At 71.5% G+C, this 22,049-nt stretch carries 24 protein-coding genes; 7 read left to right on the top strand and 17 right to left on the bottom strand.

The window, feature by feature from the left end; translation table 11 throughout:
• Window positions 1–215: 215 nt before the first annotated feature.
• Both ACGFZ2_RS07290 and ACGFZ2_RS07285 read left to right on the top strand, forming a co-directional pair.
• Window positions 216–1,121 carry a polysaccharide deacetylase family protein gene (locus tag ACGFZ2_RS07290; RefSeq protein WP_393451014.1) on the top strand — a complete coding sequence of 302 codons (906 nt, stop codon included), beginning with the start codon at window positions 216–218 and terminating at the stop codon, window positions 1,119–1,121.
• Between the two features lie 61 nt (window positions 1,122–1,182).
• Window positions 1,183–1,482: a DUF1540 domain-containing protein gene (locus ACGFZ2_RS07285; RefSeq protein WP_357459581.1), complete on the top strand. Its 300-nt coding sequence runs from the start codon at window positions 1,183–1,185 to the stop codon at window positions 1,480–1,482.
• Between the two features lie 12 nt (window positions 1,483–1,494).
• Here the strand turns inward: ACGFZ2_RS07285 and ACGFZ2_RS07280 are convergent, their stop codons facing one another.
• Window positions 1,495–3,501, bottom strand: a complete 2,007-nt coding sequence (locus ACGFZ2_RS07280; protein WP_393451011.1) for a protein meaA — start codon at window positions 3,499–3,501, stop codon at window positions 1,495–1,497.
• A gap of 151 nt (window positions 3,502–3,652) precedes the next feature.
• Here ACGFZ2_RS07280 and ACGFZ2_RS07275 point away from each other — a divergent pair, with 151 nt between their 5' ends.
• Entirely contained in the window at window positions 3,653–4,501 is an 849-nt protein-coding gene (locus ACGFZ2_RS07275; protein ID WP_393260995.1) for an ABC transporter ATP-binding protein, read from the top strand.
• Entirely contained in the window at window positions 4,498–5,340 is an 843-nt protein-coding gene (locus ACGFZ2_RS07270; RefSeq protein WP_393260997.1) for an ABC transporter permease, read from the top strand. Before ACGFZ2_RS07275 ends, ACGFZ2_RS07270 begins: the two co-directional genes overlap by 4 nt.
• A 47-nt stretch (window positions 5,341–5,387) precedes the next feature.
• Here the strand turns inward: ACGFZ2_RS07270 and ACGFZ2_RS07265 are convergent, their stop codons facing one another.
• Entirely contained in the window at window positions 5,388–6,341 is a 954-nt protein-coding gene (locus tag ACGFZ2_RS07265; protein WP_393451008.1) for an ArsR family transcriptional regulator, read from the bottom strand.
• Window positions 6,342–6,399: 58 nt separating this feature from the next.
• On the opposite strand from ACGFZ2_RS07265, the gene ACGFZ2_RS07260 reads away from it, so the two are divergent.
• On the top strand, window positions 6,400–7,584 hold the full coding sequence (locus tag ACGFZ2_RS07260; RefSeq protein ID WP_393261001.1) for an MFS transporter: 1,185 nt from the start codon (window positions 6,400–6,402) through the stop codon (window positions 7,582–7,584).
• A 31-nt stretch (window positions 7,585–7,615) separates the two neighbouring features.
• On the opposite strand, the gene ACGFZ2_RS07255 is transcribed toward ACGFZ2_RS07260, so the two are convergent.
• Together ACGFZ2_RS07255 and murA are read right to left on the bottom strand one after the other, a co-directional pair.
• Entirely contained in the window at window positions 7,616–8,464 is an 849-nt protein-coding gene (locus ACGFZ2_RS07255; protein ID WP_393261003.1) for a 3-hydroxyacyl-CoA dehydrogenase family protein, read from the bottom strand.
• A gap of 105 nt (window positions 8,465–8,569) precedes the next feature.
• Complete coding sequence (gene murA, locus ACGFZ2_RS07250) at window positions 8,570–10,006, bottom strand: UDP-N-acetylglucosamine 1-carboxyvinyltransferase (RefSeq protein ID WP_363708966.1); 1,437 nt, start codon at window positions 10,004–10,006, stop codon at window positions 8,570–8,572.
• Between murA and ACGFZ2_RS07245 the strand changes: the two genes are divergently transcribed.
• Together ACGFZ2_RS07245 and ACGFZ2_RS07240 are read left to right on the top strand one after the other, a co-directional pair.
• Window positions 10,005–10,577, top strand: coding sequence for a cob(I)yrinic acid a,c-diamide adenosyltransferase (locus tag ACGFZ2_RS07245; RefSeq protein WP_393451004.1), 573 nt, complete (start codon window positions 10,005–10,007; stop codon window positions 10,575–10,577). The genes murA and ACGFZ2_RS07245 overlap by 2 nt on opposite strands.
• Window positions 10,553–10,972 (top strand): VOC family protein, encoded by a 420-nt coding sequence (locus ACGFZ2_RS07240; protein WP_393261008.1) that lies wholly within the window; start codon window positions 10,553–10,555, stop codon window positions 10,970–10,972. The genes ACGFZ2_RS07245 and ACGFZ2_RS07240 overlap by 25 nt, the downstream gene beginning before the upstream one ends.
• Before the next feature lie 93 nt (window positions 10,973–11,065).
• Here the strand turns inward: ACGFZ2_RS07240 and ACGFZ2_RS07235 are convergent, their stop codons facing one another.
• The 13 genes from ACGFZ2_RS07235 to glyA form a co-directional block, all read right to left on the bottom strand.
• Window positions 11,066–11,521, bottom strand: a complete 456-nt coding sequence (locus ACGFZ2_RS07235) for a DUF2550 domain-containing protein (RefSeq protein WP_393451001.1) — start codon at window positions 11,519–11,521, stop codon at window positions 11,066–11,068.
• Between the two features lie 12 nt (window positions 11,522–11,533).
• The gene (locus ACGFZ2_RS07230; protein ID WP_350684044.1) at window positions 11,534–11,818 is read right to left on the bottom strand and encodes a F0F1 ATP synthase subunit epsilon; all 285 of its coding nucleotides are present in this window, start codon (window positions 11,816–11,818) and stop codon (window positions 11,534–11,536) included.
• An 89-nt stretch (window positions 11,819–11,907) separates the two neighbouring features.
• Entirely contained in the window at window positions 11,908–13,050 is a 1,143-nt protein-coding gene (locus tag ACGFZ2_RS07225; RefSeq protein WP_393450998.1) for an LCP family protein, read from the bottom strand.
• A gap of 215 nt (window positions 13,051–13,265) precedes the next feature.
• Entirely contained in the window at window positions 13,266–14,702 is a 1,437-nt protein-coding gene (atpD, locus tag ACGFZ2_RS07220) for a F0F1 ATP synthase subunit beta (protein WP_357698810.1), read from the bottom strand.
• Window positions 14,702–15,631 (bottom strand): F0F1 ATP synthase subunit gamma, encoded by a 930-nt coding sequence (locus ACGFZ2_RS07215; protein ID WP_393261016.1) that lies wholly within the window; start codon window positions 15,629–15,631, stop codon window positions 14,702–14,704. Before ACGFZ2_RS07215 ends, atpD begins: the two co-directional genes overlap by 1 nt.
• 10 nt (window positions 15,632–15,641) lie before the next feature.
• Complete coding sequence (gene atpA, locus ACGFZ2_RS07210; protein WP_357698815.1) at window positions 15,642–17,297, bottom strand: F0F1 ATP synthase subunit alpha; 1,656 nt, start codon at window positions 17,295–17,297, stop codon at window positions 15,642–15,644.
• A gap of 92 nt (window positions 17,298–17,389) precedes the next feature.
• Entirely contained in the window at window positions 17,390–18,211 is an 822-nt protein-coding gene (locus tag ACGFZ2_RS07205; protein ID WP_393261019.1) for a F0F1 ATP synthase subunit delta, read from the bottom strand.
• Window positions 18,211–18,750 (bottom strand): F0F1 ATP synthase subunit B, encoded by a 540-nt coding sequence (locus tag ACGFZ2_RS07200; RefSeq protein ID WP_350684039.1) that lies wholly within the window; start codon window positions 18,748–18,750, stop codon window positions 18,211–18,213. Before ACGFZ2_RS07200 ends, ACGFZ2_RS07205 begins: the two co-directional genes overlap by 1 nt.
• 30 nt (window positions 18,751–18,780) lie before the next feature.
• Window positions 18,781–19,017 carry an ATP synthase F0 subunit C gene (locus ACGFZ2_RS07195; protein ID WP_357698819.1) on the bottom strand — a complete coding sequence of 79 codons (237 nt, stop codon included), beginning with the start codon at window positions 19,015–19,017 and terminating at the stop codon, window positions 18,781–18,783.
• A gap of 67 nt (window positions 19,018–19,084) precedes the next feature.
• On the bottom strand, window positions 19,085–19,882 hold the full coding sequence (gene atpB, locus ACGFZ2_RS07190) for a F0F1 ATP synthase subunit A (protein WP_393261022.1): 798 nt from the start codon (window positions 19,880–19,882) through the stop codon (window positions 19,085–19,087).
• A gap of 11 nt (window positions 19,883–19,893) precedes the next feature.
• Window positions 19,894–20,130, bottom strand: a complete 237-nt coding sequence (locus ACGFZ2_RS07185) for an AtpZ/AtpI family protein (protein WP_350703604.1) — start codon at window positions 20,128–20,130, stop codon at window positions 19,894–19,896.
• Between the two features lie 200 nt (window positions 20,131–20,330).
• Window positions 20,331–20,765, bottom strand: a complete 435-nt coding sequence (locus ACGFZ2_RS07180; protein WP_393261025.1) for a hypothetical protein — start codon at window positions 20,763–20,765, stop codon at window positions 20,331–20,333.
• On the bottom strand, window positions 20,758–22,047 hold the full coding sequence (gene glyA, locus ACGFZ2_RS07175) for a serine hydroxymethyltransferase (protein WP_393261028.1): 1,290 nt from the start codon (window positions 22,045–22,047) through the stop codon (window positions 20,758–20,760). The genes ACGFZ2_RS07180 and glyA overlap by 8 nt, the downstream gene beginning before the upstream one ends.
• Between the last annotated feature and the right edge of the window lie 2 nt (window positions 22,048–22,049).

The following is a 22,049-nucleotide window of genomic DNA, read 5'->3' as shown; positions in this document are numbered from 1 at the left end:
GTGGCCCGCCGTGCCCGGCGCAGGGATCAAGCCTGACCGCCCGGAGCCGGGCACGGCGGGCCACACCCCACCCACCACGCACCACACCCCACCACCACGCACCGCAACCCAACAACCCCGGCCACGACCACACGCCGCAACCCACACCCCACCACGACCGCACACCACCCCACGCCCGGCACCCGGACAACACGAAGCGCTGACATCATCTCCCGGTGCCCGTGAAGATCCCCCGCGTTCCGCTCGCCGCCGCCACCATCGCCGCCGTGATCGCCGCCGCGGCGCTCCTCGCCGGCCCGGTCCCCCTCCGCACCCCGACCGCCACCGGCATCGTCCCGATCCCCACAGCGCAGCCACAGTCCCCGTCGTCGGGGCCGACGCCCACCCCGACGACCCCGGGCACGGCCCCGCCCGCCCCGACGACCCCGGGCGCGACCCCGCCCGGCACAAGGCCACCCGTCGTGGACCACGGGCCGCGTGTGGGGAACAGGGTGGCGCTCACCTTCGACGCGGACATGACGGACGCGATGCGTTACCAGTTGCGCAGCGGCGCGGTGCGGTCGTACGCGAACCTGAAGATCATCGACCTGCTGGAGCGGGAGCGGGTGCCGGCCACGTTCTTCCTGACCGGCAAGTGGGTCGAGCAGTACCCGGCGGTGACCCGGCGGCTCGCCGCGAACCCGCGCTTCGAGCTGGCCAACCACACGTACGGGCACCTGGCCTTCACCCCGGACTGCTACGGCCTGCCCCGGATTCCGGAGCGGGAGATGACGGCCGACGTGGCGCGGACGTTCGACGTGGTCGCCGCGTACGGCGGGCGGCAGACCCGGTACTTCCGCTTCCCGGGGCTGTGCCACGACCGGAAGGCGCTGGACGCGCTGGCGCCGTTGGGGGTGACCGTGGTCGACGGCGACGTGGTGAGCGGCGATCCGTTCGCGAAGTCGTGGCGGCCGGTCGTGCGGGCGGCGCTGGACGGGGTGCGCCCCGGGTCGGTGATCGTCCTGCACGTGACGGAGGCGAACGCGCCGATGACGGACGAGGCGCTGCCGCACATCCTGGCGGGGCTGGCCGAGCGCGGCCTGGAGCCGGCTCCGCTGTCGGAGGTGCTCGGGCAGGGCTGAATCCGCCTCGCCAACCCCACCAAAAGCCTAAAGTCGGGGCAAGACTCTAGAGGAGGTCGGCATGACCGCAGCGATGGAGATGCCCCGGGTCCAGGAGTGTGTGGTTTCGGCCTGCGCGTACAACCACACCGGCGACTGCCACGCCTTCGCCATCACGATCGGCAGCATGGACCACGCGCACTGCCACACGTTCATCGAGATGCCCGCCGTCCGGGCCGGCGTGGACGGCCTCATCGCTCAGGTCGGCGCCTGCCAGCGGGCCGACTGCCGGCACAACGACCAGTTGGAGTGCCACGCGCCGGCGATCAAGGTCGGCCCGGACAACGACATGGCCGACTGCATGACCTACATCACCCGCTGACCGCCCGTCCCCTCAGCTCAGGCCGTTGGCCTCGCGAACCACGGTGACCAGGTCGTCGATGATGCCGGTGAGGGCGAAGTCCTTCGGCGTGAAGACCCGGGCCACCCCGGCGGCCCGGAGCTGCGCGGCGTCGCCGGCCGGGATGATCCCGCCGACCACCACGGGCAGGTCCGGCCGGCCGGCCGCGCGCAGCCCGTCCAGCACCGCCGGCACCGCGGCCAGGTGCGAGCCGGAGAGCACCGACAGGCCGACCAGGTCCACGTCCTCCTCGACGGCGGCGGCGACGATCTGCCCGGCGGTCAGCCGGATGCCCTGGTAGACCACCTCGAAGCCGGCGTCGCGGGCGCGTACCGCGATCTGCTCCGCGCCGTTGGAGTGCCCGTCCAGGCCGGGCTTGCCGACCAGCAGCCGCAGCCGGCCGCTGCCCAACTCGCGGGCCGTGGCGGCGACCCGCTCGCGGACGGCGGCCAGGGTGGCGTCCCCGCCGGCCCCGGCGGCGCCGGCCAGGCCGGTGGGGGCGCGGTACTCGCCGAAGACCTGCCGCAGCGCGCCGGCCCACTCGCCGGTGGTCACGCCGGCCCGCACGCACTCGAGCGTCGCCGGCATCAGGTTCGTGGTGGTCGCGGCGTCCGCGCGCAGTCGGGCCAGCGCCGCGTCCACGGCCGCCGCGTCCCGCCCGGCCCGCCATTCGCGTACGGCGGCCACGGCGGCCGCCTCCACCGCCGGGTCGACCTGTTCGACGGCCTCGGCACCGGCCGCGGTCAGCGGCGACGGCTCGGTCTCGGCGAACCGGTTGACCCCGACCACCACGTCGGTGCCCGCCTCCATCCGGCGGCGCCGCTCGGCCAGCGAGGCGACCAGCGCGCTCTTGAGGTAGCCGGTCTCCACGGCGGCCACCACGCCGCCCATCTCCAGCACCTTCTCCAGCTCGACCCGCGCCCCGGCGACGATCTCGTCGACCAGCGCGGTCATCACGTGCGAGCCCTCGAAGAGGTCCGGGTACTCCAGCAGGTCCGACTCGTACGCGAGCACCTGCTGCATGCGTAGCGACCACTGCTGGTCCCACGGCCGGGGCAGGCCGAGGGCCTCGTTCCAGGCGGGCAGCTGGACGGCGCGGGCCCGGGCGTCCCGGGACAGGGTCACGCCCAGCATCTCCAGCACGATGCGCTGGATGTTGTTCTCCGGCTGCGCCTCGGTCAGGCCCAGCGAGTTGACCTGCACGCCGTAGCGGAACCGACGCTGCTTCGGGTTCGCCACCCCGTAGCGCTCGCGGGTGATCTCGTCCCAGAGCGCGCCGAAGGCCCGCATCTTGGCGATCTCCTCGACGAAGCGCACACCGGCGTTGACGAAGAAGGAGACCCGCTGCACCACGTCGCCCATCCGCTCGGCGGGCACCTGGCCCGAGTCCCGGACCGCGTCGAGCACCGCGACGGCGGTGGAGAGCGCGAAACCGACCTCCTGCACCGGCGTCGCGCCAGCCTCCTGGAGGTGGTACGAGCAGATGTTCACCGGGTTCCACCGGGGCATCTCCCGCAGCGTGTACGCGATGACGTCGGCCGTGAGCCGCAGCGACGCCGCCGGCGGGAAGATGTAGGTGCCCCGGGAGAGGTACTCCTTGATGATGTCGTTCTGTGTGGTGCCGGTGCAGCGGGCCAGCTCGGCCCCCTGCTCCGCGCCGACCGTGCCGTAGAGGGCGAGCAGCCACATCGCGGGCGCGTTGATGGTCATGGACGTGTTCATCTCGGCCAACGGGATGCCCGTGAAGAGGGCCCGCATGTCGCCGAGGTGCGCCACCGGGACGCCCACCCGGCCGACCTCACCGGCGGCGAGTTCGTGGTCGGGGTCGTAGCCGGTCTGCGTCGGCAGATCGAAGGCGACCGACAGGCCGGTCTGCCCCTTCGCCAGGTTGCGGCGGAAGAGCGCGTTCGTGGCGGCAGCCGAGCTGTGCCCGGCGTACGTGCGCATCACCCACGGGCGGTCGCGTTCGGGCAGCCGACCCGGGAGAGCCTTCTCGTCCATGGCGGGAGTCTAAGTTACCGTTCAGTCACCGGCGCTGTGGAAAACCACACAGCTCCATGGAGCGGACGCCCGGGTGCGAAGCTCCCGACATGGGCCGGAGCCCCACACCCCGGGCGGGTCACGGCCACGGCCAGGACGCACACTTGACGACATGGATGACGAGCTCGCGATCTCCGTCCGGGGGCTGCGCAAGGCGTACGGCGACAACGTCGCCGTGGCGGGCCTGGACCTGGACGTCCGCCGCGGCGAGGTGTTCGCCCTGCTCGGCCCCAACGGCGCCGGCAAGACCACCACGGTGGAGATCCTGGAGGGCTACCGTCGGCGCGACGCCGGCGAGGTCTCGGTGCTCGGCAGCGACCCGGCCGGGCCGGCCGCCGACTGGCGCTCCCGGGTGGGCATCGTGCTCCAGGGCACGGGCGAGTTCGACGAGCTGACCGTCGCGGAGGTGGTGCGCCACTTCGCCGGCTTCTACGCCGGGGCGGACGACCCGGACAAGGTCATCGAGCGGGTGGGGCTGGCCGGCAAGGCGAAGGCGCGTACGCACACCCTCTCCGGCGGGCAGAAGCGCCGGCTCGACGTGGCGCTCGGCATCGTCGGCCGCCCCGAGCTGCTCTTCCTGGACGAGCCGACCACCGGCTTCGACCCCGAGGCGCGCCGGGAGTTCTGGGAGCTGATCCGGGACCTGGCCGCCGCCGGCACCACCATCGTGCTGACCACCCACTACCTCGACGAGGCCGAGGCGTTGGCCGACCGGGTCGGCGTGATCGCCGGCGGACGGCTGGTCGAGGTCGCCGGACCCGACCGGCTGGGCGACCGGCAGGCGGCCCTCGCGACGGTCTCCTGGCGTACGCCGGAGGGGGCGCTGGAGACGGCGGAGAGCGCGACGCCGACGGCGCTGGTGGCCGACCTGGCGGCGCGCTTCGGCGGCGAGGTCCCCGGCCTGACGGTGACCCGGCCGACCCTGGAGGACGTCTACCTGCGGATGATCGGACACCGATGACCACCACGACGAAGCCCGTCCCACCGGCCACCACGGCCGCCCGACGGCCCGGTCCGGTCGCCCTCGGCCTGCGGCAGGGCCGGCTGGAGATCACCCAGTTCCTGCGCAGCCGGGAGTCCGTCGTCTTCACGATGGGCTTCCCGGTCATCATGATCGTGATCTTCGCGGCGATCTTCGACGACCGGATCGCGCCCGGGGTCAGCTACACCCAGTACTTCATCACCGGCATGATCGCCACCGGCCTGATGACCGTCAGCTTCCAGAACCTCGGCATCTGGATCCCGATCGAGCGGGACCGGGGGGTGCTCAAGCGCTACCGGGGCACGCCGATGCCGAAGTGGGTCTGGTTCGCCGGCAAGGTCCTGATGGTCGTCGCCATCGGCATCGCGGAGACCGTGCTGCTGCTCGCCGTCTCGGTGGCGCTGTTCGACCTGGAGCTGCCCGGCACCGCCGCGAAGTGGCTCACCTTCGGCTGGGTGTCGGTGCTCGGCGTCACCGCCTGCACGCTGTGCGGCATCGCCATCTCGTCGCTGGCCCGCACCGCCCGCAGCGGCTCGGCCGTGGTCACCCCCGTCGCGCTGGTGCTCCAGTTCATCTCCGGCGTGTTCTTCGTCTTCACCGAGCTGCCGAGCTGGATGCAGCAGGTGGCGGCGCTCTTCCCGCTGAAGTGGATGTGCCAGGGCCTGCGCTCGGTCTTCCTGCCGGAGAGCTTCGGCGCCCGCGAGCCGGGCGGTTCGTTCGAGCTGGACCGGGTCGCCCTGGTGCTCGTCGCCTGGTGCGTGGTCGGCCTGGTGCTCTGCCTGACCACGTTCCGCTGGACGACCAAGCGCGACGGCTGAGCCGGACGGGGCCCTCCCCCGCCCCGCCGGCGGCCAGGCGGCCTCGCTCACCCGCCGGCGGCGAGCGCGGCGCCGAGCGGCGTACGCCAGTAGAGCACCTCGCGCCCGGACCGCCGCTTGCCGACGGCGCCCGCGTCCAGCAGCACCCGCAGGTGGCCGCTCACCGTCCCGAGGGACAACCCGGTCACCACCACGAGCTGCGAGGTGCTCAGCGGCGTGTCCAACCTGGCCAGGATGTTGGCCCGGTTGGCGCCGATCAGCCGGGCGAGCCCGTCGGGTGCCGGTGAGGTGGGATCGACCAGGATCCCGCGCGCCGGATACACCATCCCGAAGCGGGTCGGCTTGTCCCAGACCACCCAGCCGCGACGGCAGTGCGCCGGGAGGAAGACCAACTGCTCGGCCTCGTCCAGCGACAGCGGCGGCTCCGGGTAGTCGTTGACCTGGAGCCGCCCGTCGCCCAGCCAGCGCATGTTCCGGTTGAGGTCGGCGACCACCCCGGCCCAGCCGCCCGTGCTCAAGGCGGCGGTGCGAGCCACGATGTCCGCCCGGAGCCGGCGTTCCCGCTCCGGCCACTCCGGCTCGACGGTGTGCGTCCAGACCCAGTCGAGGAGCCCCACCACCTGCCCGGTGAGACCGTCCGCCAGCAACTCGGCGGCGAGCGGCTCCGGGCGGGTGGCGCGCAGGTCGGCCCGGATCCGCTCGTCGGACAACCGCCCGACGGCCGCCAGCTCCGCCGCGAACGTCGGTTCCGGCGAGGCGGGAGCGACGGTGAGGAAGTCCGCGGTCCACCGGGGGTGGAACGACGCGGGCAGCAGCGCCCGGAGCACCGGCCGACCGGCCAGCATCCGCCGGAACGCCTCGACGTGCCGCCCCCGCCACGCCCGCTGCCAGGGGGTACGCGGGTCGTGCAGCGCGCGCAGCGCGGCGATCGTGTCGACCATCGGCGAGACCGCGAAGCGGCTCCGCGCGAGTAGGTCCGACGGCACCTGCCAGACGCCCACGTTTCGCCTCCAGACGTAACCCTACGAGATCCACCCGGCACCCCACACGATGGCGCCCGTGAGAACGTACGCAGATCTGTTCGCGGTCCGGGAGTTCCGCAACCTGTTCCTCGCGAACTGCGCGGGAATCGCGGCGCACACGACGTCGGCGCTGGCGCTGGGCGCGCTGACCTACGCGTCGACCGGCTCGGCGCTGCTCACCGCGCTGAGCATGTTCGGCGCACCGCTCGCCGGCGTGCTCGGCAGCCTGACGTTGCTGTCGGCCGCGGACAACGTGCCGCCCCGCCGGGCGCTGACCCTCGCCGCCGTGCTGGTCGCCGCCGGAGCGGCGCTACAGGTTGTGCCCGGCCTGCCGCTGTGGGCCCGGTTCGCGGTCGTCTTCGCCAGCGCGTACGTCGGCTCGATCACCGCCGGAGCCCGGTGGGCACTGCTCACCGACATCCTGCCGGCCGACGCGTACGTGCTGGGCAGGTCCACCCTGAACACCAGCGTCGGGGCGATGCAGATCGCCGGGTTCGGACTTGCCGGCGTCCTGCTGGCCTGGCTGACCCCGTACGAGGTGTTCCTGCTCTCGGCGGTGCTGCGGATGGTGGCGGCGGCGGTCGGGTGGTGCGGGATCTCGGAACGCCCGGCCCGGACCACCGCCCGGACGACGGTCGGGCGCACGCTCAGGGTGAACCGGGAACTGTGGACGGATCCCGGCCGCCGGTCGCTCCTGCTCAACCTGTGGGTGCCGGGCGGCCTGGTCGTCGGTTGCGAGGCGCTGTTCGTGCCCTACGCCGGTGACCGGGCCGGCTTCCTCTACGCCGCCGCAGCCCTCGGCATGCTGGCGGGCGACATCGTGGTGGGGCGGTCCCTGCCGCCGGCCACGCGGGACCGGCTGGTCCCCGCCCTGCGACTGCTACTCGCCCTGCCTTACCTGGCCTTCGCGCTGTCGCCGGCGCTGCCGCTGGCCATGGCCGTCGCGGCCGTCGCCTCGGCGGGCTTCGCCGCCGGGCTGCCGTTGCAGGAGCGGCTGATCGCCCACTCGCCCGCCGAGATCCGGGGCCAGGTGCTCGGCCTGCACCACAACGGGATGCTGGCCGCGCAGGCGCTGTGTGCCGTGCTCGCCGGCGCGGTCGCGGACCTGGTCCCGGCGAACTGGGCCGTCACGCTGCTCGCCGCGGCGTCGCTGGCGGCCACGCTCGTGCTCACCGCCGGGCTGCGGCGGACCGCCCCCGCACCGGTGGAGGCGGTCCGCTGAGCGGCCGGCGAAGGTCGCGCCCGGCCGCCCGTCAGTACGTGTAGAAGCCCTTGCCGGACTTGCGGCCGAGGTCGCCGGCGGTGGCCATGCGCTGGAGCAGCTCCGGCGGGAAGAACTTCTCGTCCGCGGTGTCGGTGTAGATGTTCTTCGTGGCGTTGAGCAGCACGTCCACGCCGGTCAGGTCGATCGTCGCCAGCGGGCCCATGGCGTGGCCGAAGCCGAGCTTGCAGGCCGTGTCCAGGTCCTCGGCGGAGACCACGCCGGACTCGACCAGCTTGACCGCCTCCATGGCGAGCGCACTGATCAGCCGGGTGGTGACGAAGCCGGCGATGTCCCGGTTGACCACCACGACGGTCTTGCCGATCCCCTCGGCGAACGCCTTCGCCGTCGCCAGGGTCTCGTCGCTGGTCTTGTAGCCGCGCACCAGCTCGCAGAGCTTCATCATCGGCACCGGTGAGAAGAAGTGGGTGCCGACGACCGCCTCCGGCCGCTCGGTCGCCGTGGCGATCTGGGTCACCGGGATGGCCGAGGTGTTGGTGGCCAGGATCGCGTCGGGCCGGCAGATCTTGTCGAGCGCCCGGAACACCTCGTGCTTGATCTCGATCTTCTCGAAGACCGCCTCGACGACGATGTCCGCGTCCGCCGCCGCCTCCAGGTCGGTGGTCGGGGTGATCCGGCCGAGCGCCGCCTCGACGTCGGACGCCTCGATCTTCCCCTTCTGGGCGAACCTCTCCAGCGACTTCCGGATGCCGTCCACGCCCCGCTTGGTGGCCGCGTCGTCCAGGTCCCGCAGCGTCACCTGCCAGCCCGCCTGCGCCGCCACCTGGGCGATGCCCGAGCCCATCAGCCCGGCCCCGACGACCGCGAGTCGACCCGCCATCTGCTTCTCCCTCGCCTGAATGAGTGTCTGCCAGCACCCTAGTCGGCACGCCTGAACGGATGCTAAGGCGTGTCGCCCGGGCGGCGGACGGCAGCGGCGGGGCCGTCAGATGGTGAGGTCCGGCTCCTCCGGCGCGGTGCCCGGCTCCACCTCGACGCCGAGGGCCCGCAGGTCCGCCGCGAAGTCCGGGTAGCCCCGGTCCACGTGGTGCACGTGGGAGACCTCGGTGACCCCCTCGGCACAGAGCCCGGCGATGATCAGCCCCGCGCCGGCCCGGATGTCGGTGGCGCGTACGGGGGCGCCGGAGAGCCGCTCGCGGCCGCGTACCACCGCGTGGTGCCCGTCGGTCTTGATGTCCGCGCCCAGCCGCATCATCTCGTTGGCGAACATGAACCGGCCGTCGAAGATGTTCTCGGTGATCAGGGACGCGCCGTCGCTGACCGCCGCCAGGCCGATCGCCATCGGCAGCAGGTCGGTGGCGAAGCCCGGGTACGGCAGGGTGACCACGTCCACCGCCTTCGGCCGGTCGTCCATCCGGACTCGGAACGCGTCGCCCCTGGTCTCCACCAGGCCACCGGCGGAGACCAGCTTGTCGAGCGCGACCTCCAGGAACCCCGGCTCCACCCCGGTGACGGTGACGTCCCCCCGGGTCATCGCCGCGCCGAAGGCCCAGGTGCCGGCCACGATCCGGTCCCCCACCGTGGCGTGCCGCACCGGCCGCAGCCCGGGCACCCCCTCGATGTGCAGCGTCGACGTGCCGGCGCCGGAGATCCGCGCGCCCATCTGGTTGAGCATGGTGCAGATGTCGACGATCTCCGGCTCGCGGGCCGCGTTGTCGATGACGCTGGCCCCGCGGGCCAGCACCGCCGCCATGACCAGGTTCTCCGTCGCCCCGACGCTGGGGAAGTCGAGCATGATCTCCGCGCCGTGCAACCCGTGCGGCGCCGAGGCGATCACGAAGCCGTGCTCGCCCGAGATCTCCGCGCCCATCCGGGTCAGCCCGGAGATGTGCATGTCCAGCCCCCGCGAGCCGATGGCGTCCCCGCCGGGGTGGGCCACCCGCACGTACCCCAGGCGGGCCAACAGCGGGCCGAGCACGCAGATGGAGGCGCGCAACCGGCGGACGAGGTCATAGTCGGCCTCGGTGCCGGGCTGTTCGGGCACGTCGATGACGACCGACCGGGACCGGGCCACCCCGCCGTGCGCGACCATCGGGTCGACCGGGTCGTCGGCGTCGAAGCGGATGCCGCAGCCGAGCCGGCGGAGCACCTCGCCCATGATCGCGATGTCGGTGATCCGCGGGACGTTGGTGATCACGCTGCGTCCCGGGGCGAGCAGCGCGGCGGCCATCAGCTTCAGTGCCGAGTTCTTCGCGCCGACGACGTGCACCGTGCCGGCCAGGCGGGCATCGCCGCGCACCCGGATGACGTCGACGTCGTTGACCGCCGGGTCACCGGCGTCCCCGGGGCCCACCCCACCCGGCCGGAGTGCGCCCGGGCGCACCGGGATCGTCAGGTCCGGTATCCGTAGGCTGTGCGTCATGGCCGTCCACCTCACGCGCATCTACACCAAGGCCGGCGACGCCGGCATGACCAGGCTGAGCAACAACGAACAGGTGCCGAAGACCGATCCGCGCATCACCGCGTACGCGGACGTCGACGAGTGCAACGCCGCGATCGGCGTGGCGCTCGCGCTTGGGCAGCTCGACGACGAGCTGCGGGGCGTCCTGGCGTCGATCCAGAACGACATGTTCGACGTGGGCGCCGACCTGGCCACCCCGGCGGAGCCGGACCCGAAGTACCCGCCGCTGCGGGTCACCAAGGAGTACGTCGAGCGCATCGAGGGTTGGTGCGACGAGTACAACGCACGCCTGAGCAAGCTCGACTCCTTCATCCTCCCCGGCGGCACCGCGGGTGCGGCGCTGCTGCACGTGGCGCGGACGGTCGCCCGACGCGCCGAGCGGGCGGCGTGGGCCCTGGTCGCGCACGACCCTGAGCGGACCAGCTCGCTCCCGGCAAAGTATCTCAACCGGCTCTCTGACCTGCTGTTCATCCTGGCAAGAACCGCCAATCCCGGTGGAGATGTGCTATGGGTGCCGGGCGGCAGGCGCTGACCGCCGGCGCGCTGCACCACGTCGAGATCTGGGTACCCGACCTGGCCGCCGCGATACGCGGCTGGGGCTGGCTCCTCGGCGAGCTGGGCTGGACGCCGTTCCAGGAGTGGCCGGCCGGCCGCTCCTGGCGGCTCGGCCCGACGTACCTCGTGGTGGAGCAGTCACCGGCGCTGCGCGGGCGGCGGCACGACCGGCTCGCCCCGGGCCTCAATCACCTGGCCTTCCACGCCGGCCCGCCCGCCGCGGTGGACCGGCTGGTCGCGGCGGCGCCGGCACACGGCTGGACGCTGCTCTTCCCCGACCTGCATCCCCACGCCGGCGGCCCGCAGACCTACGCCGCCTACCTCACCGACAACCAGGGGTACGAGGTGGAACTGGTGGCTTCGGCCGCCTGAGGCGTCTCTCAGCTTGCGGTGGGGTGTCTCCGGGTCACTCTCGTCGCGAAGCAGGCGGCTCGGCGGCGTGGGAGATTCCTGAAGAGGATGTGGTCAGGCGGCGGGCCAGTCCTGGGAGGCCAGACGCGGCGAGGCCGCCCCCGGAGGGGCGGCCTCGAGCCAGGAGAGGAACCCGGTGACGGTGGATCGCGCCATGGCGATCTCGACCGGAGCGTGGTTGCTGGTACAGCGGAGGATGACCCAGTCGGCGGGCATGGAGAGGCGTTCCTGCCCCTCCGGCAGCCGCCGGCGCTCCACGGTCAGCCCTTTGCGGGAGAGCACCCGCGTGGGACGGATGGCGAAGCTGAAGACCCGGTACCAGCGGAGTTCGTCGCCGACGAACCGGCCGAAGCCGGGGGACCAGCCGCGGCCGTCGAGCATCGTGGAGGTCCGGACGCCGAGCCGGATGATGCCTCCGCTACGCGTGACGACGGCCCGCCGGGCGAAGAGGATCAGGAGCGCGCCGAGGATGACGACTACGCCGATTCCGATCCCTTCGACGATCCCCATCGGCGGTGCGGCTCAGCGGCTCTGTGCGGCGGAAACCGGGGTGGCGCTCTCGGCCAGGACGGTGACGCCGTCGGCGGTCACCGAGAGGAAGCCACCGGCGACCTCGTAGGAGACCTGCTCGCCACCGGCGAGCTTGATGCGTACCTGGCCGGGCTCGGCGAGCTGGCCGAGCAGGGGCGCGTGCCCCGGCAGCACACCCAGCTCACCCTCGGTCGTCCGGGCGACGACCATCTCGGCGTCACCGGACCAGACCTTCTCCTCGACGGCTACGAGCTCGACGTGAAGCTGCTGTGCCACGCTGTCTCCTTGCTGCGGCGGCGGATTGTCGAAAGTCTAGTCTTGCCGCGGACGCGCCCCCAACGCGGGTGGCGAGACCTGCGCCACGGCTATTTGGCCTTGTTCTGGAAGTCGGGGTGCTCCAACAGGAACGCGTCCAGCTGCTCGTTCTTCAGGGCGGTGAAGAAGTCGTCGACCTCCGGCTCGAAGCGCTCGCCCCGGTACTTCCCGTTCTCGGTGACCCCGCCGCCGGGCAGCTTGACCATCTGGATCGTCTCCGGGCGGATGTTCTTCAGCGCGATGCCGAAGTCGATCACGCTGTTGCCGCGGCCACTGAAGATCAGCGACTGCCCGGCCGCCCGCAGCACCCGGTCCAGCTTGATCGGGTTCGTCACCACGTCGGCGCTCAACGCCTGCCCGGCCATTGCCTTGACGAACTGCTGCTGGTGGCGCTGCCGGCCGTAGTCTCCGTCCGGGACGCCGTTCTTCGGGTAGCGCTGCCGGACGTAGTCGAGCGCCTGCCAGCCGCTGAGGTGCTGGTTGCCCTTCTTGTAGACCGCCTGCGGGCCGACGTAGCCCTCGCCGTACGGGTTGCCCTTGCGGTGCTTGCCGTTCGACTCGCGGTGCTCGGAGCGCACCTCGCGCTCGATGTACATGTCGACGCCGCCCATCGCGTCGACGATCTTCTGGAAGCCGTTGAAGTTGATGATCGCGCCGGCGTCGAAGCGCTTGATGCCGGTGACCTTCTGCACCGTCGTCGCCAGTAACTCGAAGCCCCGGGCGGCGTCCGGGTTGCCGCCGGGCACCCGGCTGCCGTACGACATCGCCGCGTTGAGCTTGTCTGTGCCGCCGTTGAACTCCGCCCGGCTGAACTTGGGGATCTCCACGATGAGGTCGCGCGGCATCGAGAAGAGGTAGGCGCGGTCCATCTCGGCGGGCACGTGCAGCACCATGATCGAGTCGGCCAGTGGCGGCGTCTCCGGGTTGCGCGGGTCGATGCCGACCAGCAGGATGTTGAGGGGGCCCTTGATGTCGCTCTTGCGCTCCTTCGCCCCGGCGGCCTGGTCGCCGAAGAGGTCGGCCTTGCCCACCGCGCCCTCGTAGCGGGCCATCAGCGCCTCGGCGCCGACCAGGACCACGCCGCTGAGCAGCATCAGGACGGCACCGAACACGGTGCAGGCCCGGGCCCACCGCGGCACCCCCGACCACACGGACGACTTGCCGCCGCCCTTGCCGGCCTTACCCACGATCATCTCCGTTCGTCACGCCCACGATCAGGAGACGGGCGCACGCAGCCGATTGATTGCACAGATCGACGCTCGCTTCCGGCGAGCGCGCGGATCGACGGTACCTCGCGTTCGGCTTGATCGCCGACCGCGCGGAACCGGGCAGCGGCGATCATAAGGCCCGAAGATGAACGAAAGGCCGCCCCGGCATTGCCGGGACGGCCTTTCTCAGGACCGACAGGTCAGCCCTTCATCAGCTCCGCCGCCTTGCGCTCCAGGTCCTCCAGACCGCCGCACATGAAGAAGGCCTGCTCGGGGAAGTGGTCGTACTCACCCTCGCTGATCTTCTTGAACGCCTCGATGGTCTCCTTGATCGGGACCGTCGAGCCCGGTACGCCGGTGAACTGCTCGGCGGCGTAGGTGTTCTGCGACAGGAAGCGCTCGATCCGCCGCGCACGCTGCACGGTGATCTTGTCTTCCTCGGAGAGCTCCTCGATACCGAGGATGGCGATGATGTCCTGCAGGTCCTTGTACTTCTGCAGGATCCGCTTCACCTCGGTCGCCACCGCGAAGTGCTCGGCGCCGACGAACTCCGGGGCGAGGATCCGGGACGAGGACGCCAGCGGGTCCACGGCCGGGTAGATGCCCTTGTCGGAGATCGACCGCTCCAGGTTGGTGGTCGCGTCGAGGTGGGCGAACGTGGTGGCCGGGGCGGGGTCGGTGTAGTCGTCCGCCGGCACGTAGATCGCCTGCATCGAGGTGATGGCCTGGCCCCGGACGGAGGTGATCCGCTCCTGGAGCTCGCCCATCTCGTCGGCCAGGGTCGGCTGGTAACCCACGGCGCTCGGCATGCGGCCGAGCAGGGTGGAGACCTCCGAACCCGCCTGGGTGAAGCGGAAGATGTTGTCGATGAAGAGCAGCACCTCCTGCTTCTTCACGTCCCGGAAGTACTCGGCCATGGTCAGCGCGGAGAGCGCCACCCGCAGCCGGGTGCCCGGCGGCTCGTCCATCTGGCCGTAGACCAGCGCGGTCTTGTCGATGACGCCGGACTCGGTCATCTCGGCGATGAGGTCGTTGCCCTCACGGGTGCGCTCACCCACGCCGGCGAAGACCGACGTACCACCGAAGTTCCGGGCGACACGGGTGATCATCTCCTGGATGAGCACCGTCTTGCCCACGCCGGCGCCGCCGAACAGACCGATCTTGCCACCCTTGACGTACGGGGCGAGCAGGTCGATGACCTTGATGCCGGTCTCCAGCATCTCGGTCTTCGGCTCCAGGTCCGCGAAGGCCGGGGCCTTGCGGTGGATGCCCCAGTGGTCGTCCGGCTGGAGCGTCTCGCCCTCGGTGAGGTTGAGGCACTCGCCGATCGCGTTGAACACGTGGCCCTTCACCGTGTCGCCCACCGGCACGGTGATCGGCGAGCCGGTGTCGCGCACCTCGGTGCCGCGGACCAGGCCGTCGGTCGGCTGCATCGAGATGGCGCGGACCATGTTGTCACCCAGGTGCTGGGCGACCTCCAGGGTCAGCGTCTTCTCGCCGCCGGAGAGCGTCACGTCCACGTGCAGGGCGTTGAACAGGGCCGGCATGGCGTCGCGCGGGAACTCGGCGTCGACGACCGGGCCGATGACCCGGACCACGCGACCCGTGGCCGTCTTGGTCTCTACTGGGGCAGTCATCACACTTCACTTCCCGACGCGGCCAGCGCGTTCGCGCCGCCGACGATCTCGCTGATCTCCTGGGTGATCCCGGCCTGGCGGGCCGAGTTCATCTCACGCGTGTACTTCTCGATCATCTCTTCGGCGTTGTCGGTGGCGCTCTTCATCGCCCGCCGACGGGCCGCCGACTCGCTGGCCGCCGACTCCAGCAACGCCGCGTAGATCCGCGTGTTGATGTACTTCGGCAACAGCGCGTCGAGCAGCGCCTCCGCCTCCGGCTCGAACTCGTACGCCGGCAGCAGGCCCTCGGACCGGGGACGGTCCTCGACCTGCATCGGCCCGATGATCTTCGCGACCGGGGTCTGGGTCATCAGGGAGTGGAACTCGGTGTAGACGATGTGCAGCTCGTCGATACCGAGCACCCCGTCCGGCCCGGCGCCGCCGTCGACGTCGTCCGCGCCGGCCGTGAACGCCTTGATCAGCGTCTCGCCCACGGCGCGGGCGTCGGCGAACGTCGGCTGCTCCGAGAACCCGGTCCAGTTCGCCTCGATCGGCCGGTCACGGAAGCGGAAGAAACCGACGCCCTTGCGCCCGATGACGTAGAGCACCGGCTCCTTGCCGTCGGCACGGAGCCGGGCGATCAGCGACTCCGCCGTCTTGATCGCGTTGGAGCTGTAACCGCCGGCCAGGCCACGGTCGGAGGTGACCAGCAGGACGCCCGCCCGCCGCACCCGCGGACGCGGGGTGAGCAGCGGGTGGTCGATCCGCGCGTTGGACGCCAGCGCCGTGAGCACACCGGTGATGGCCTGGGCGTACGGCAGGGACGCCTCCACCCGGGCCTGGGCCTTGGCGATCCGGCTCGTCGCCACGAGCTCCATCGCCTTGGTGATCTTCTTCATCCCCTTCGCCGAGCGGATCCGTTGACGAAGAACGCGTACCTGGGCCGCCATGAATCAGCCCTTACTGGTTCTCGACCGGGCGGTCGGTCGTGCCGTCACGGAAGCGGGTCACCGTCTCGCGGTTCTCCTCGCCCTCGAGCGGCGCGGCCGGGGCCTCGTTGATCCGACGCTCGTCGGCCTTGCCGAGGAAGAGCTGCTTGAACTCGGTGATGGCGCGGTCGAGCGAGCCGACGATCTCGTCGTCCCACTTGTTGTCGGCGATGCCGGCCAGCACACCCTCGTGCTTGTGGCGCAGGTACTGGAGGAACTCCGACTCGAAGCGGCGGACCTCACCCACGGGGATGTCGTCCAGCTTGCCCTCGGTGCCGGCCCAGACCGAGACGACCTGCTCCTGCACCGGGTACGGCGAGTAGTTCGACTGCTTCAGCAGCTCGACCAGGCGGGAACCGCGCTCCAGCTGGGCGCGGGAGGCCTTGTCCAGGTCGGAGGCGAAGGCGGCGAACGCCTCCAGCTCGCGGTACTGGGCCAGGTTGAGCCGCAGCGACCCGGCGACCTTCCGCATCGGCTTCACCTGCGCGGCGCCACCGACCCGGGAGACCGAGGTGCCGACGTTGATGGCCGGCCGGACGCCCTGGTTGAACAGGTCGGTCTCGAGGAAGATCTGGCCGTCGGTGATGGAGATGACGTTGGTCGGGATGAAGGCCGAGATGTCGTTGGCCTTCGTCTCGATGATCGGCAGGCCGGTCATCGAGCCGCCGCCGAGCTCGTCGGAGAGCTTCGCGCAGCGCTCCAGCAGCCGGGAGTGCAGGTAGAAGACGTCACCCGGGTACGCCTCGCGGCCCGGCGGGCGGCGCAGCAGCAGCGACACGGCGCGGTACGCCTCGGCCTGCTTGCTCAGGTCGTCGAAGACGATCAGGACGTGCTTGCCGCCGTACATCCAGTGCTGCCCGATGGACGAGCCGGTGTACGGGGCGAGGTACTTGAAGCCGGCCGGGTCGGAGGCCGGGGAGGCGACGATGGTGGTGTACTCCATCGCGCCCGCCTCCTCCAGGACGCCCTTGATCGAGGCGACCGTGGAGGCCTTCTGGCCGATGGCGACGTAGATGCAGCGGACCTGCTTCTTCGGGTCGCCGGAGCGCCAGTTGTCCCGCTGGTTGAGGATGGTGTCCAGCGCGACGGTGGTCTTGCCGGTCTTCCGGTCACCGATGATCAGCTGACGCTGCCCACGGCCGATCGGGGTCATGGCGTCGACGGCCTTGAGGCCGGTCTGCAGCGGCTCGTCGACCGACTGCCGGGCCATCACGTTCGGGGCCTGGAGCTCCAGCTCGCGGAAGCCCTCGTTGGCGATGTCGCCGAGGCCGTCGATCGGCTGGCCGAGCGCGTTGACCACGCGGCCGAGGAAGGCGTCGCCGACCGGCACGGAGAGCACCCGGCCGGTGCGCTTGACGCGCTGCCCCTCTTCGAGCTTGGCGGAGTCACCGAGAACGACGACACCGATCTCCCGGACGTCGAGGTTCAGCGCCACACCCAGGGTGCCGTCCTCGAACTCCAGGAGCTCGTTGGTCATGGTCGAGGGGAGGCCCTCGACGTGGGCGATGCCGTCGCCGGTGTCGGCGACGGTGCCGACCTCCTCGCGGGAGAGTTCGGACGAGTAGGAGGAGACGTAGCGCTCCAGGGCGCCGCGGATCTCCTCCGTCGAGATGGTCAGCTCGGCCATCCTCTGCTTCCTTAAGTATCAGGGGCCCGGGATACCTAGTACCGACCGGTCCGAATGGCGTCTATTCACAGGCGCTGGGCGGCAGTGCCGCCTCAGCGCTTCGCGAGCGCGTTGCGGCTCTCGTTGAGGCGGCGCAGGACGGTGCCGTCGTACAGGTCGGAGCCGACCCGCACGCTCACGCCACCGAGAACTCCGGGGTCCACCGTCTGCTTGACGGAAACCTCTCGACCGTATATCGCGGAGAGGCTCGCGCCCAGCCGGCGCTCGTCCTCGTCACTCAACGGGGCCGCTACGGTCACGTACGCCACCTGCCGGTCCCGCCGGTCGGCGGCGAGCTCGACCAGTCGGGTGAGCGCCCCGGCGAAGGAGCGCCCCCCGAACCCGCCCAGCGCCGCCTCGACGAGGCGGAGGGTGATCGGGCGGGCCTTGCCGGCGAGCAGTTCGCGGGCCAGGTCGGCCCGCTTCCCGACCGGGGCGATCGGGTCCGCCAGCGCGTTGGAGAGCGCCGACTGACCGGAGACCACCTGACCGAAGCGGAACAGCTCGTCCTCGACCTCGCCGAGGTCGCCGGCGGAGTCGGCGCTGGCCAGCAGCGCCTCCACGCCGAGCCGCTCGGCACCGTCGAGCAGCTCCGACGGCGCCGACCAGCGGCCGGCGACCAGCGAGGCGACCAGGTCGAGCGCCTCGGCGCCGACCTTGCCGCGCAGCAGCTCGCCGAGCAGGGCGGTGCGGTCCGCGCCCGAGCGGGCCGGGTCGGAGAGCGCCCGGCGCAGCCGCGGCTCGCGCCGCAGCAGGTCGGCGACGGAGAGGATGTCGTCGGCGGTGGTGGCCACCGCCGACGGCTCCGTGCCGCGGACGTACGCGTCGAGGCGCTCGGCCGCGACCTTGTACGACTCCCGGCTGGCGGCCTGCATCAGCGGGCCCCCGCGCTCTCGAGACCGCTCAGGAACCGGTCGACGGTGCCCTTGCGACGCGCCTCGTCGGCGAGCGACTCACCGACGATCTTGCTGGCCAGGTCCACCGCGATCGTGCCGACCTCGGTGCGCAGCTCGCGCACGATGGTGGCCCGCTCGGCGGCGAGCTGCTCCTTGCCGGCCGCGATGATCCGGTCGGACTCCTCCCGTGCCTTGGCGAGGATGTCCTGCCGGATGCCCTCGGCGTCGGCCCGGGCGTCGTCCCGGATCTTGGCGGCGTCGGTGCGCGCCTCGGCGAGCTGCGCGCGGTACTGCTCGAGGAGCTGGTTGGCCTCGGCCTGGGCGGCCTCGGCGCGCTTGATGCCGCCCTCGATCGCGTCCACCCGAGCCTGGAACGTCTGCTCCATGCGGGGGAAGACGAACTTCATCAGCACGACGCAGAGCAGGGCGAAGGCGATGCCGCCCACCACGATCTCCTGCCAGATCGGCACGATCGGGTTGTGGGTCGACTCACCACCCTCAGCGGCGAGCAGGAACATGGAAGACCTCCCGGTCCGAGGGGGGCGGAATTACTGAATCGGGCCCTGCCAGATGAAGCCGAAGGCGATGCCCAGCAGCGCGAGCGCCTCGATGACGGCGAAGCCGATCCAGACGTACGGCAGGGTCATCCGGGACGACTCCGGCTGGCGGGCGGTCGACTGGATGTAGGCGGCGAAGACCAGGCCGACACCGATGCCCGGGCCGATGGCCGCGAGACCGTAGCCGATGGCGGCGGTGCTGCCCTCTACCGCGGCGTAGATGTCCATTAGTGGGTTCCTCCTGGTTATCACGCGTGACGGTCACGCGGGACGACAACTGTTGGTGCGAGGTGGATCAGTGCTCGTCGGCGAGCGCGCCCTGCACGTAGCTGGCGGTCAGCACGGTGAAGACGTAGGCCTGCAGGACGATCACCAGGAACTCGAGGAAGGTGAGCGCGACGGTCATCGCCCAGGACAGCACCGAGACCGGTGCGAGCCAGGCGTTGGCGTTGAGCATCGCGAAGCCGCCGAGCGTGAAGACCAGCAGGAGCATGTGGCCGGCGAACATGTTCGCGAAGAGACGCACGGCCAGCGAGAACGGCCGGACGAGGAAGGTCGAGAAGAACTCGATCGGGATCAGCAGCGGCAGGATGTACCAGGGCGCCGGCGGGATGAGCGAGTTCTTGATGAACTTCCCGGCGCCGTGGTGCTTGATGCCGGCGTAGATGAAGAGCACGTAGCTGATCACGGCGAGGAAGGCCGGGAAGGCGATGTGCGAGTTCGGCGAGATCTGGAACAGCGGCACGATCGCGAAGAAGTTGGTCAGCAGGATGAAGCAGAACAGCGTGGTGAAGTACGGCGCGAACCGCACACCCGCGTGCCCGATCATGTCGACCGCGATGTTGTTGCGCACGAAGCCGTAGATCGACTCGGCGAGCCACTGCTTCTTGGTCGGCACCAGCTGCGGCTTACGGTAGCTGGCCAGGAAGAAGATGATCAGGACGCCGACGGCGATCCAGACCATGGCCGTGATCTTGGTGAACCAGTAGGAGTCGTGCGCACCCCAGGGCAGGATGCTGGGCAGGTAGAAGTCCTCCACGCTGGGTGGGAATGCCGCCTGGCCCGCTGCCAGGACGTTCGCCTGTCCGAACACCGCGTCCCTTCCTAAGTAGGCGTGCCGAGTCGACGGACGACCAGGATGATCCCCCCGGCCATGCCGAGCACGACGCCGATCCCGGTGGCGATGCCGCCGGTGTCGAGCCACTGGTCGACCAGCCAGCCGATGAAGCCCCACACGAGCATGCCCGCGATCAGGTATGTGAGCGCGGTCCAACCCTGGCCGGCTCCGGTCGGAACGTCGTCCGGGCCGCCGCTGGGTCGGGGGGGTTGGTCACCAGCCATGACGGGGCGAACGATATCAGCCGGGAATACGAGGCTGTGCCTCGCCCCCCGCACAACCGTCGTTGTGTGGGCCGGTGGCGGGCAGCGTCGTCTGTGGGCACGCTACTCCCCTTCCGCCAGCGTGCAAATGACCGGTGGCGGACACATTTCCGCGCCGTCCGGGCCGTGGGCCACCACCGTGCCCGCCACCTGCGGCGGGCTCAGCGGGGACGGCGGGCGTGCACGGTGGTGAGCCACCAGATGTGCACGCCGGTCCAGACCACCACGCCGGCGGCGATGCCCAGGCAGAGCGGGATCAGCCCGGGCCAGCCGGTCGACGCCACGGCCACCATCACGACGCCCAGCAGGGTCATCTTGGCCGCGTACAGGCCGAGGCCGAACGGGAGCACGAGCTGCGGATTCACCGAGTCGGCCCAGGCCAGCACCACCGTGGTCAGGGTGTAGCTGACCGCCGTGACACCCACCCCGGCCGCCGCGCCCAGCGCCGCGTCCGCGCCGCCGGCCAGCGCCCCCGCCAGCGCGGCCACCGCGATCAGCAGGCCGCTGGCGGCCAGCAGGACCGGCAGGTGCCGCAGCCGCCAGCGCCGGCCGGCCGCCGCGGTCGCCGCCGGCTCGCGCACCCCGGGCTCAGCCACGGGGGTACGCCGGGAAGTCGGCGACCAGCGCGGTCACCTCGGACGCGATCCGGGTCAGCTCGTCGGCGCCCCCCGGCGCGGCGGGATCGGTGCGCACCGCGCGGGCGATCAGCCCGGCGATCCGGTGCATCTCGCCCTCCCGCATCCCCTGGGTGGTCACGCTCGGGGTGCCGACGCGGATACCCGACGCCACCATCGGCTTCTGCGGGTCGTACGGGACGGCGTTCTTGTTCAGCGTGATGCCGGCGGCGTCGCAGCGGGCCTCGGCGTCCGCGCCCGTCACCCCGACCTCGCGCAGGTCGATCAGGGCGAGGTGGGTGTCGGTGCCCCCGGAGACCGGGCGCATGCCCTCGGCGGCCAGCCCGGCGGCGAGCGCCTGCGCGTTGCTCACCACCTGCGCCGCGTACGCCTGGAACTCGGGCTGGGCGGCCTCGCGCAGCGCGACGGCCTTGGCGGCGACGGCGTGCATCAGCGGCCCGCCCTGGGTGAACGGGAAGACCGCCTTGTCGATGCGCTGGGCCAGCGGCTCCCGGCAGAGGATCATGCCGCCGCGCGGCCCGCGCAGCACCTTGTGCGTGGTGAAGCAGACGACGTCGGCGTGCGGCACCGGCGACGGGACGGCCTTCCCCGCGACCAGCCCGACGAAGTGCGCCGCGTCCACCATCAGGTACGCCCCGACCTCGTCGGCGATCTCGCGGAACCGCGCGAAGTCGATCAGCCGGGGATAGGCCGTCGCGCCGCAAATGATCATCTTGGGGCGGTGGGCGAGGGCCAGGTCGCGCACCTCGTCGTAGTCGATCAGCTCGGTGTCCCGCCGCACCGTGTAGCCGACGGTGTGGAACCACTTGCCGGAGAAGTTCACCCGGCTGCCGTGGGTGAGGTGGCCGCCGTGCGGCAGGTCCATGGCGAGCACCGTGTCCCCCGGCTGCACCAGCGCGGCGTAGGCGGCCAGGTTGGCGCTCGCCCCGGAGTGCGGCTGGAGGTTGGCGTGCTCGGCGCCGAACAGCTCCTTCGCCCGGGCGATGCCGATCTCCTCGGCCCGGTCGACCTCGGCGCAGCCGCCGTAGTAGCGCCGGCCCGGGTAGCCCTCGGCGTACTTGTTGGTCAGCGTCGAGCCGAGCGCCGCCAGCACCGCCGGCGAGGTGAGGTTCTCGCTGGCGATCAGCTGGAGGCCGCCCCGGAGCCGGTCCAGCTCGCCCAGCACCACCCCGGCGATCTCCGGGTCCGTCGCGCGGAGCTGATCGAAGTCCGGCCCCCAGAAGGTGCCCGTCTCAGTAGCCACAG

The sequence above is a fragment of the Micromonospora sp. NPDC048063 genome, assembly GCF_043202855.1.
Lineage (GTDB): Bacteria > Actinomycetota > Actinomycetes > Mycobacteriales > Micromonosporaceae > Micromonospora.
Note: the sequence above shows the minus strand (reverse complement) of the source record. Positions and strands in the feature narration are given on the sequence as shown.

Bases quoted from the DNA above. Each gene is read 5' to 3' on its own strand.
- ACGFZ2_RS07275 (WP_393260995.1), top strand. From the start codon at position 3,653: ATGGATGACGAGCTCGCGATCTCCGTCCGGGGGCTGCGCAAGGCGTAC.
- ACGFZ2_RS07225 (WP_393450998.1), bottom strand. From the start codon at position 13,050: ATGATCGTGGGTAAGGCCGGCAAGGGCGGCGGCAAGTCGTCCGTGTGG.
- ACGFZ2_RS07255 (WP_393261003.1), bottom strand. From the start codon at position 8,464: ATGGCGGGTCGACTCGCGGTCGTCGGGGCCGGGCTGATGGGCTCGGGC.
- ACGFZ2_RS07280 (WP_393451011.1), bottom strand. From the start codon at position 3,501: ATGGACGAGAAGGCTCTCCCGGGTCGGCTGCCCGAACGCGACCGCCCG.
- ACGFZ2_RS07215 (WP_393261016.1), bottom strand. From the start codon at position 15,631: ATGGCGGCCCAGGTACGCGTTCTTCGTCAACGGATCCGCTCGGCGAAG.
- ACGFZ2_RS07235 (WP_393451001.1), bottom strand. From the start codon at position 11,521: ATGGGGATCGTCGAAGGGATCGGAATCGGCGTAGTCGTCATCCTCGGC.
- atpD (WP_357698810.1), bottom strand. From the start codon at position 14,702: ATGACTGCCCCAGTAGAGACCAAGACGGCCACGGGTCGCGTGGTCCGG.
- ACGFZ2_RS07200 (WP_350684039.1), bottom strand. From the start codon at position 18,750: ATGTTCCTGCTCGCCGCTGAGGGTGGTGAGTCGACCCACAACCCGATC.
- ACGFZ2_RS07205 (WP_393261019.1), bottom strand. From the start codon at position 18,211: ATGCAGGCCGCCAGCCGGGAGTCGTACAAGGTCGCGGCCGAGCGCCTC.
- ACGFZ2_RS07285 (WP_357459581.1), top strand. From the start codon at position 1,183: ATGACCGCAGCGATGGAGATGCCCCGGGTCCAGGAGTGTGTGGTTTCG.
- ACGFZ2_RS07270 (WP_393260997.1), top strand. From the start codon at position 4,498: ATGACCACCACGACGAAGCCCGTCCCACCGGCCACCACGGCCGCCCGA.
- ACGFZ2_RS07240 (WP_393261008.1), top strand. From the start codon at position 10,553: ATGGGTGCCGGGCGGCAGGCGCTGACCGCCGGCGCGCTGCACCACGTC.
- ACGFZ2_RS07245 (WP_393451004.1), top strand. From the start codon at position 10,005: ATGGCCGTCCACCTCACGCGCATCTACACCAAGGCCGGCGACGCCGGC.
- ACGFZ2_RS07195 (WP_357698819.1), bottom strand. From the start codon at position 19,017: ATGGACATCTACGCCGCGGTAGAGGGCAGCACCGCCGCCATCGGCTAC.
- ACGFZ2_RS07185 (WP_350703604.1), bottom strand. From the start codon at position 20,130: ATGGCTGGTGACCAACCCCCCCGACCCAGCGGCGGCCCGGACGACGTT.
- murA (WP_363708966.1), bottom strand. From the start codon at position 10,006: ATGACGCACAGCCTACGGATACCGGACCTGACGATCCCGGTGCGCCCG.
- atpA (WP_357698815.1), bottom strand. From the start codon at position 17,297: ATGGCCGAGCTGACCATCTCGACGGAGGAGATCCGCGGCGCCCTGGAG.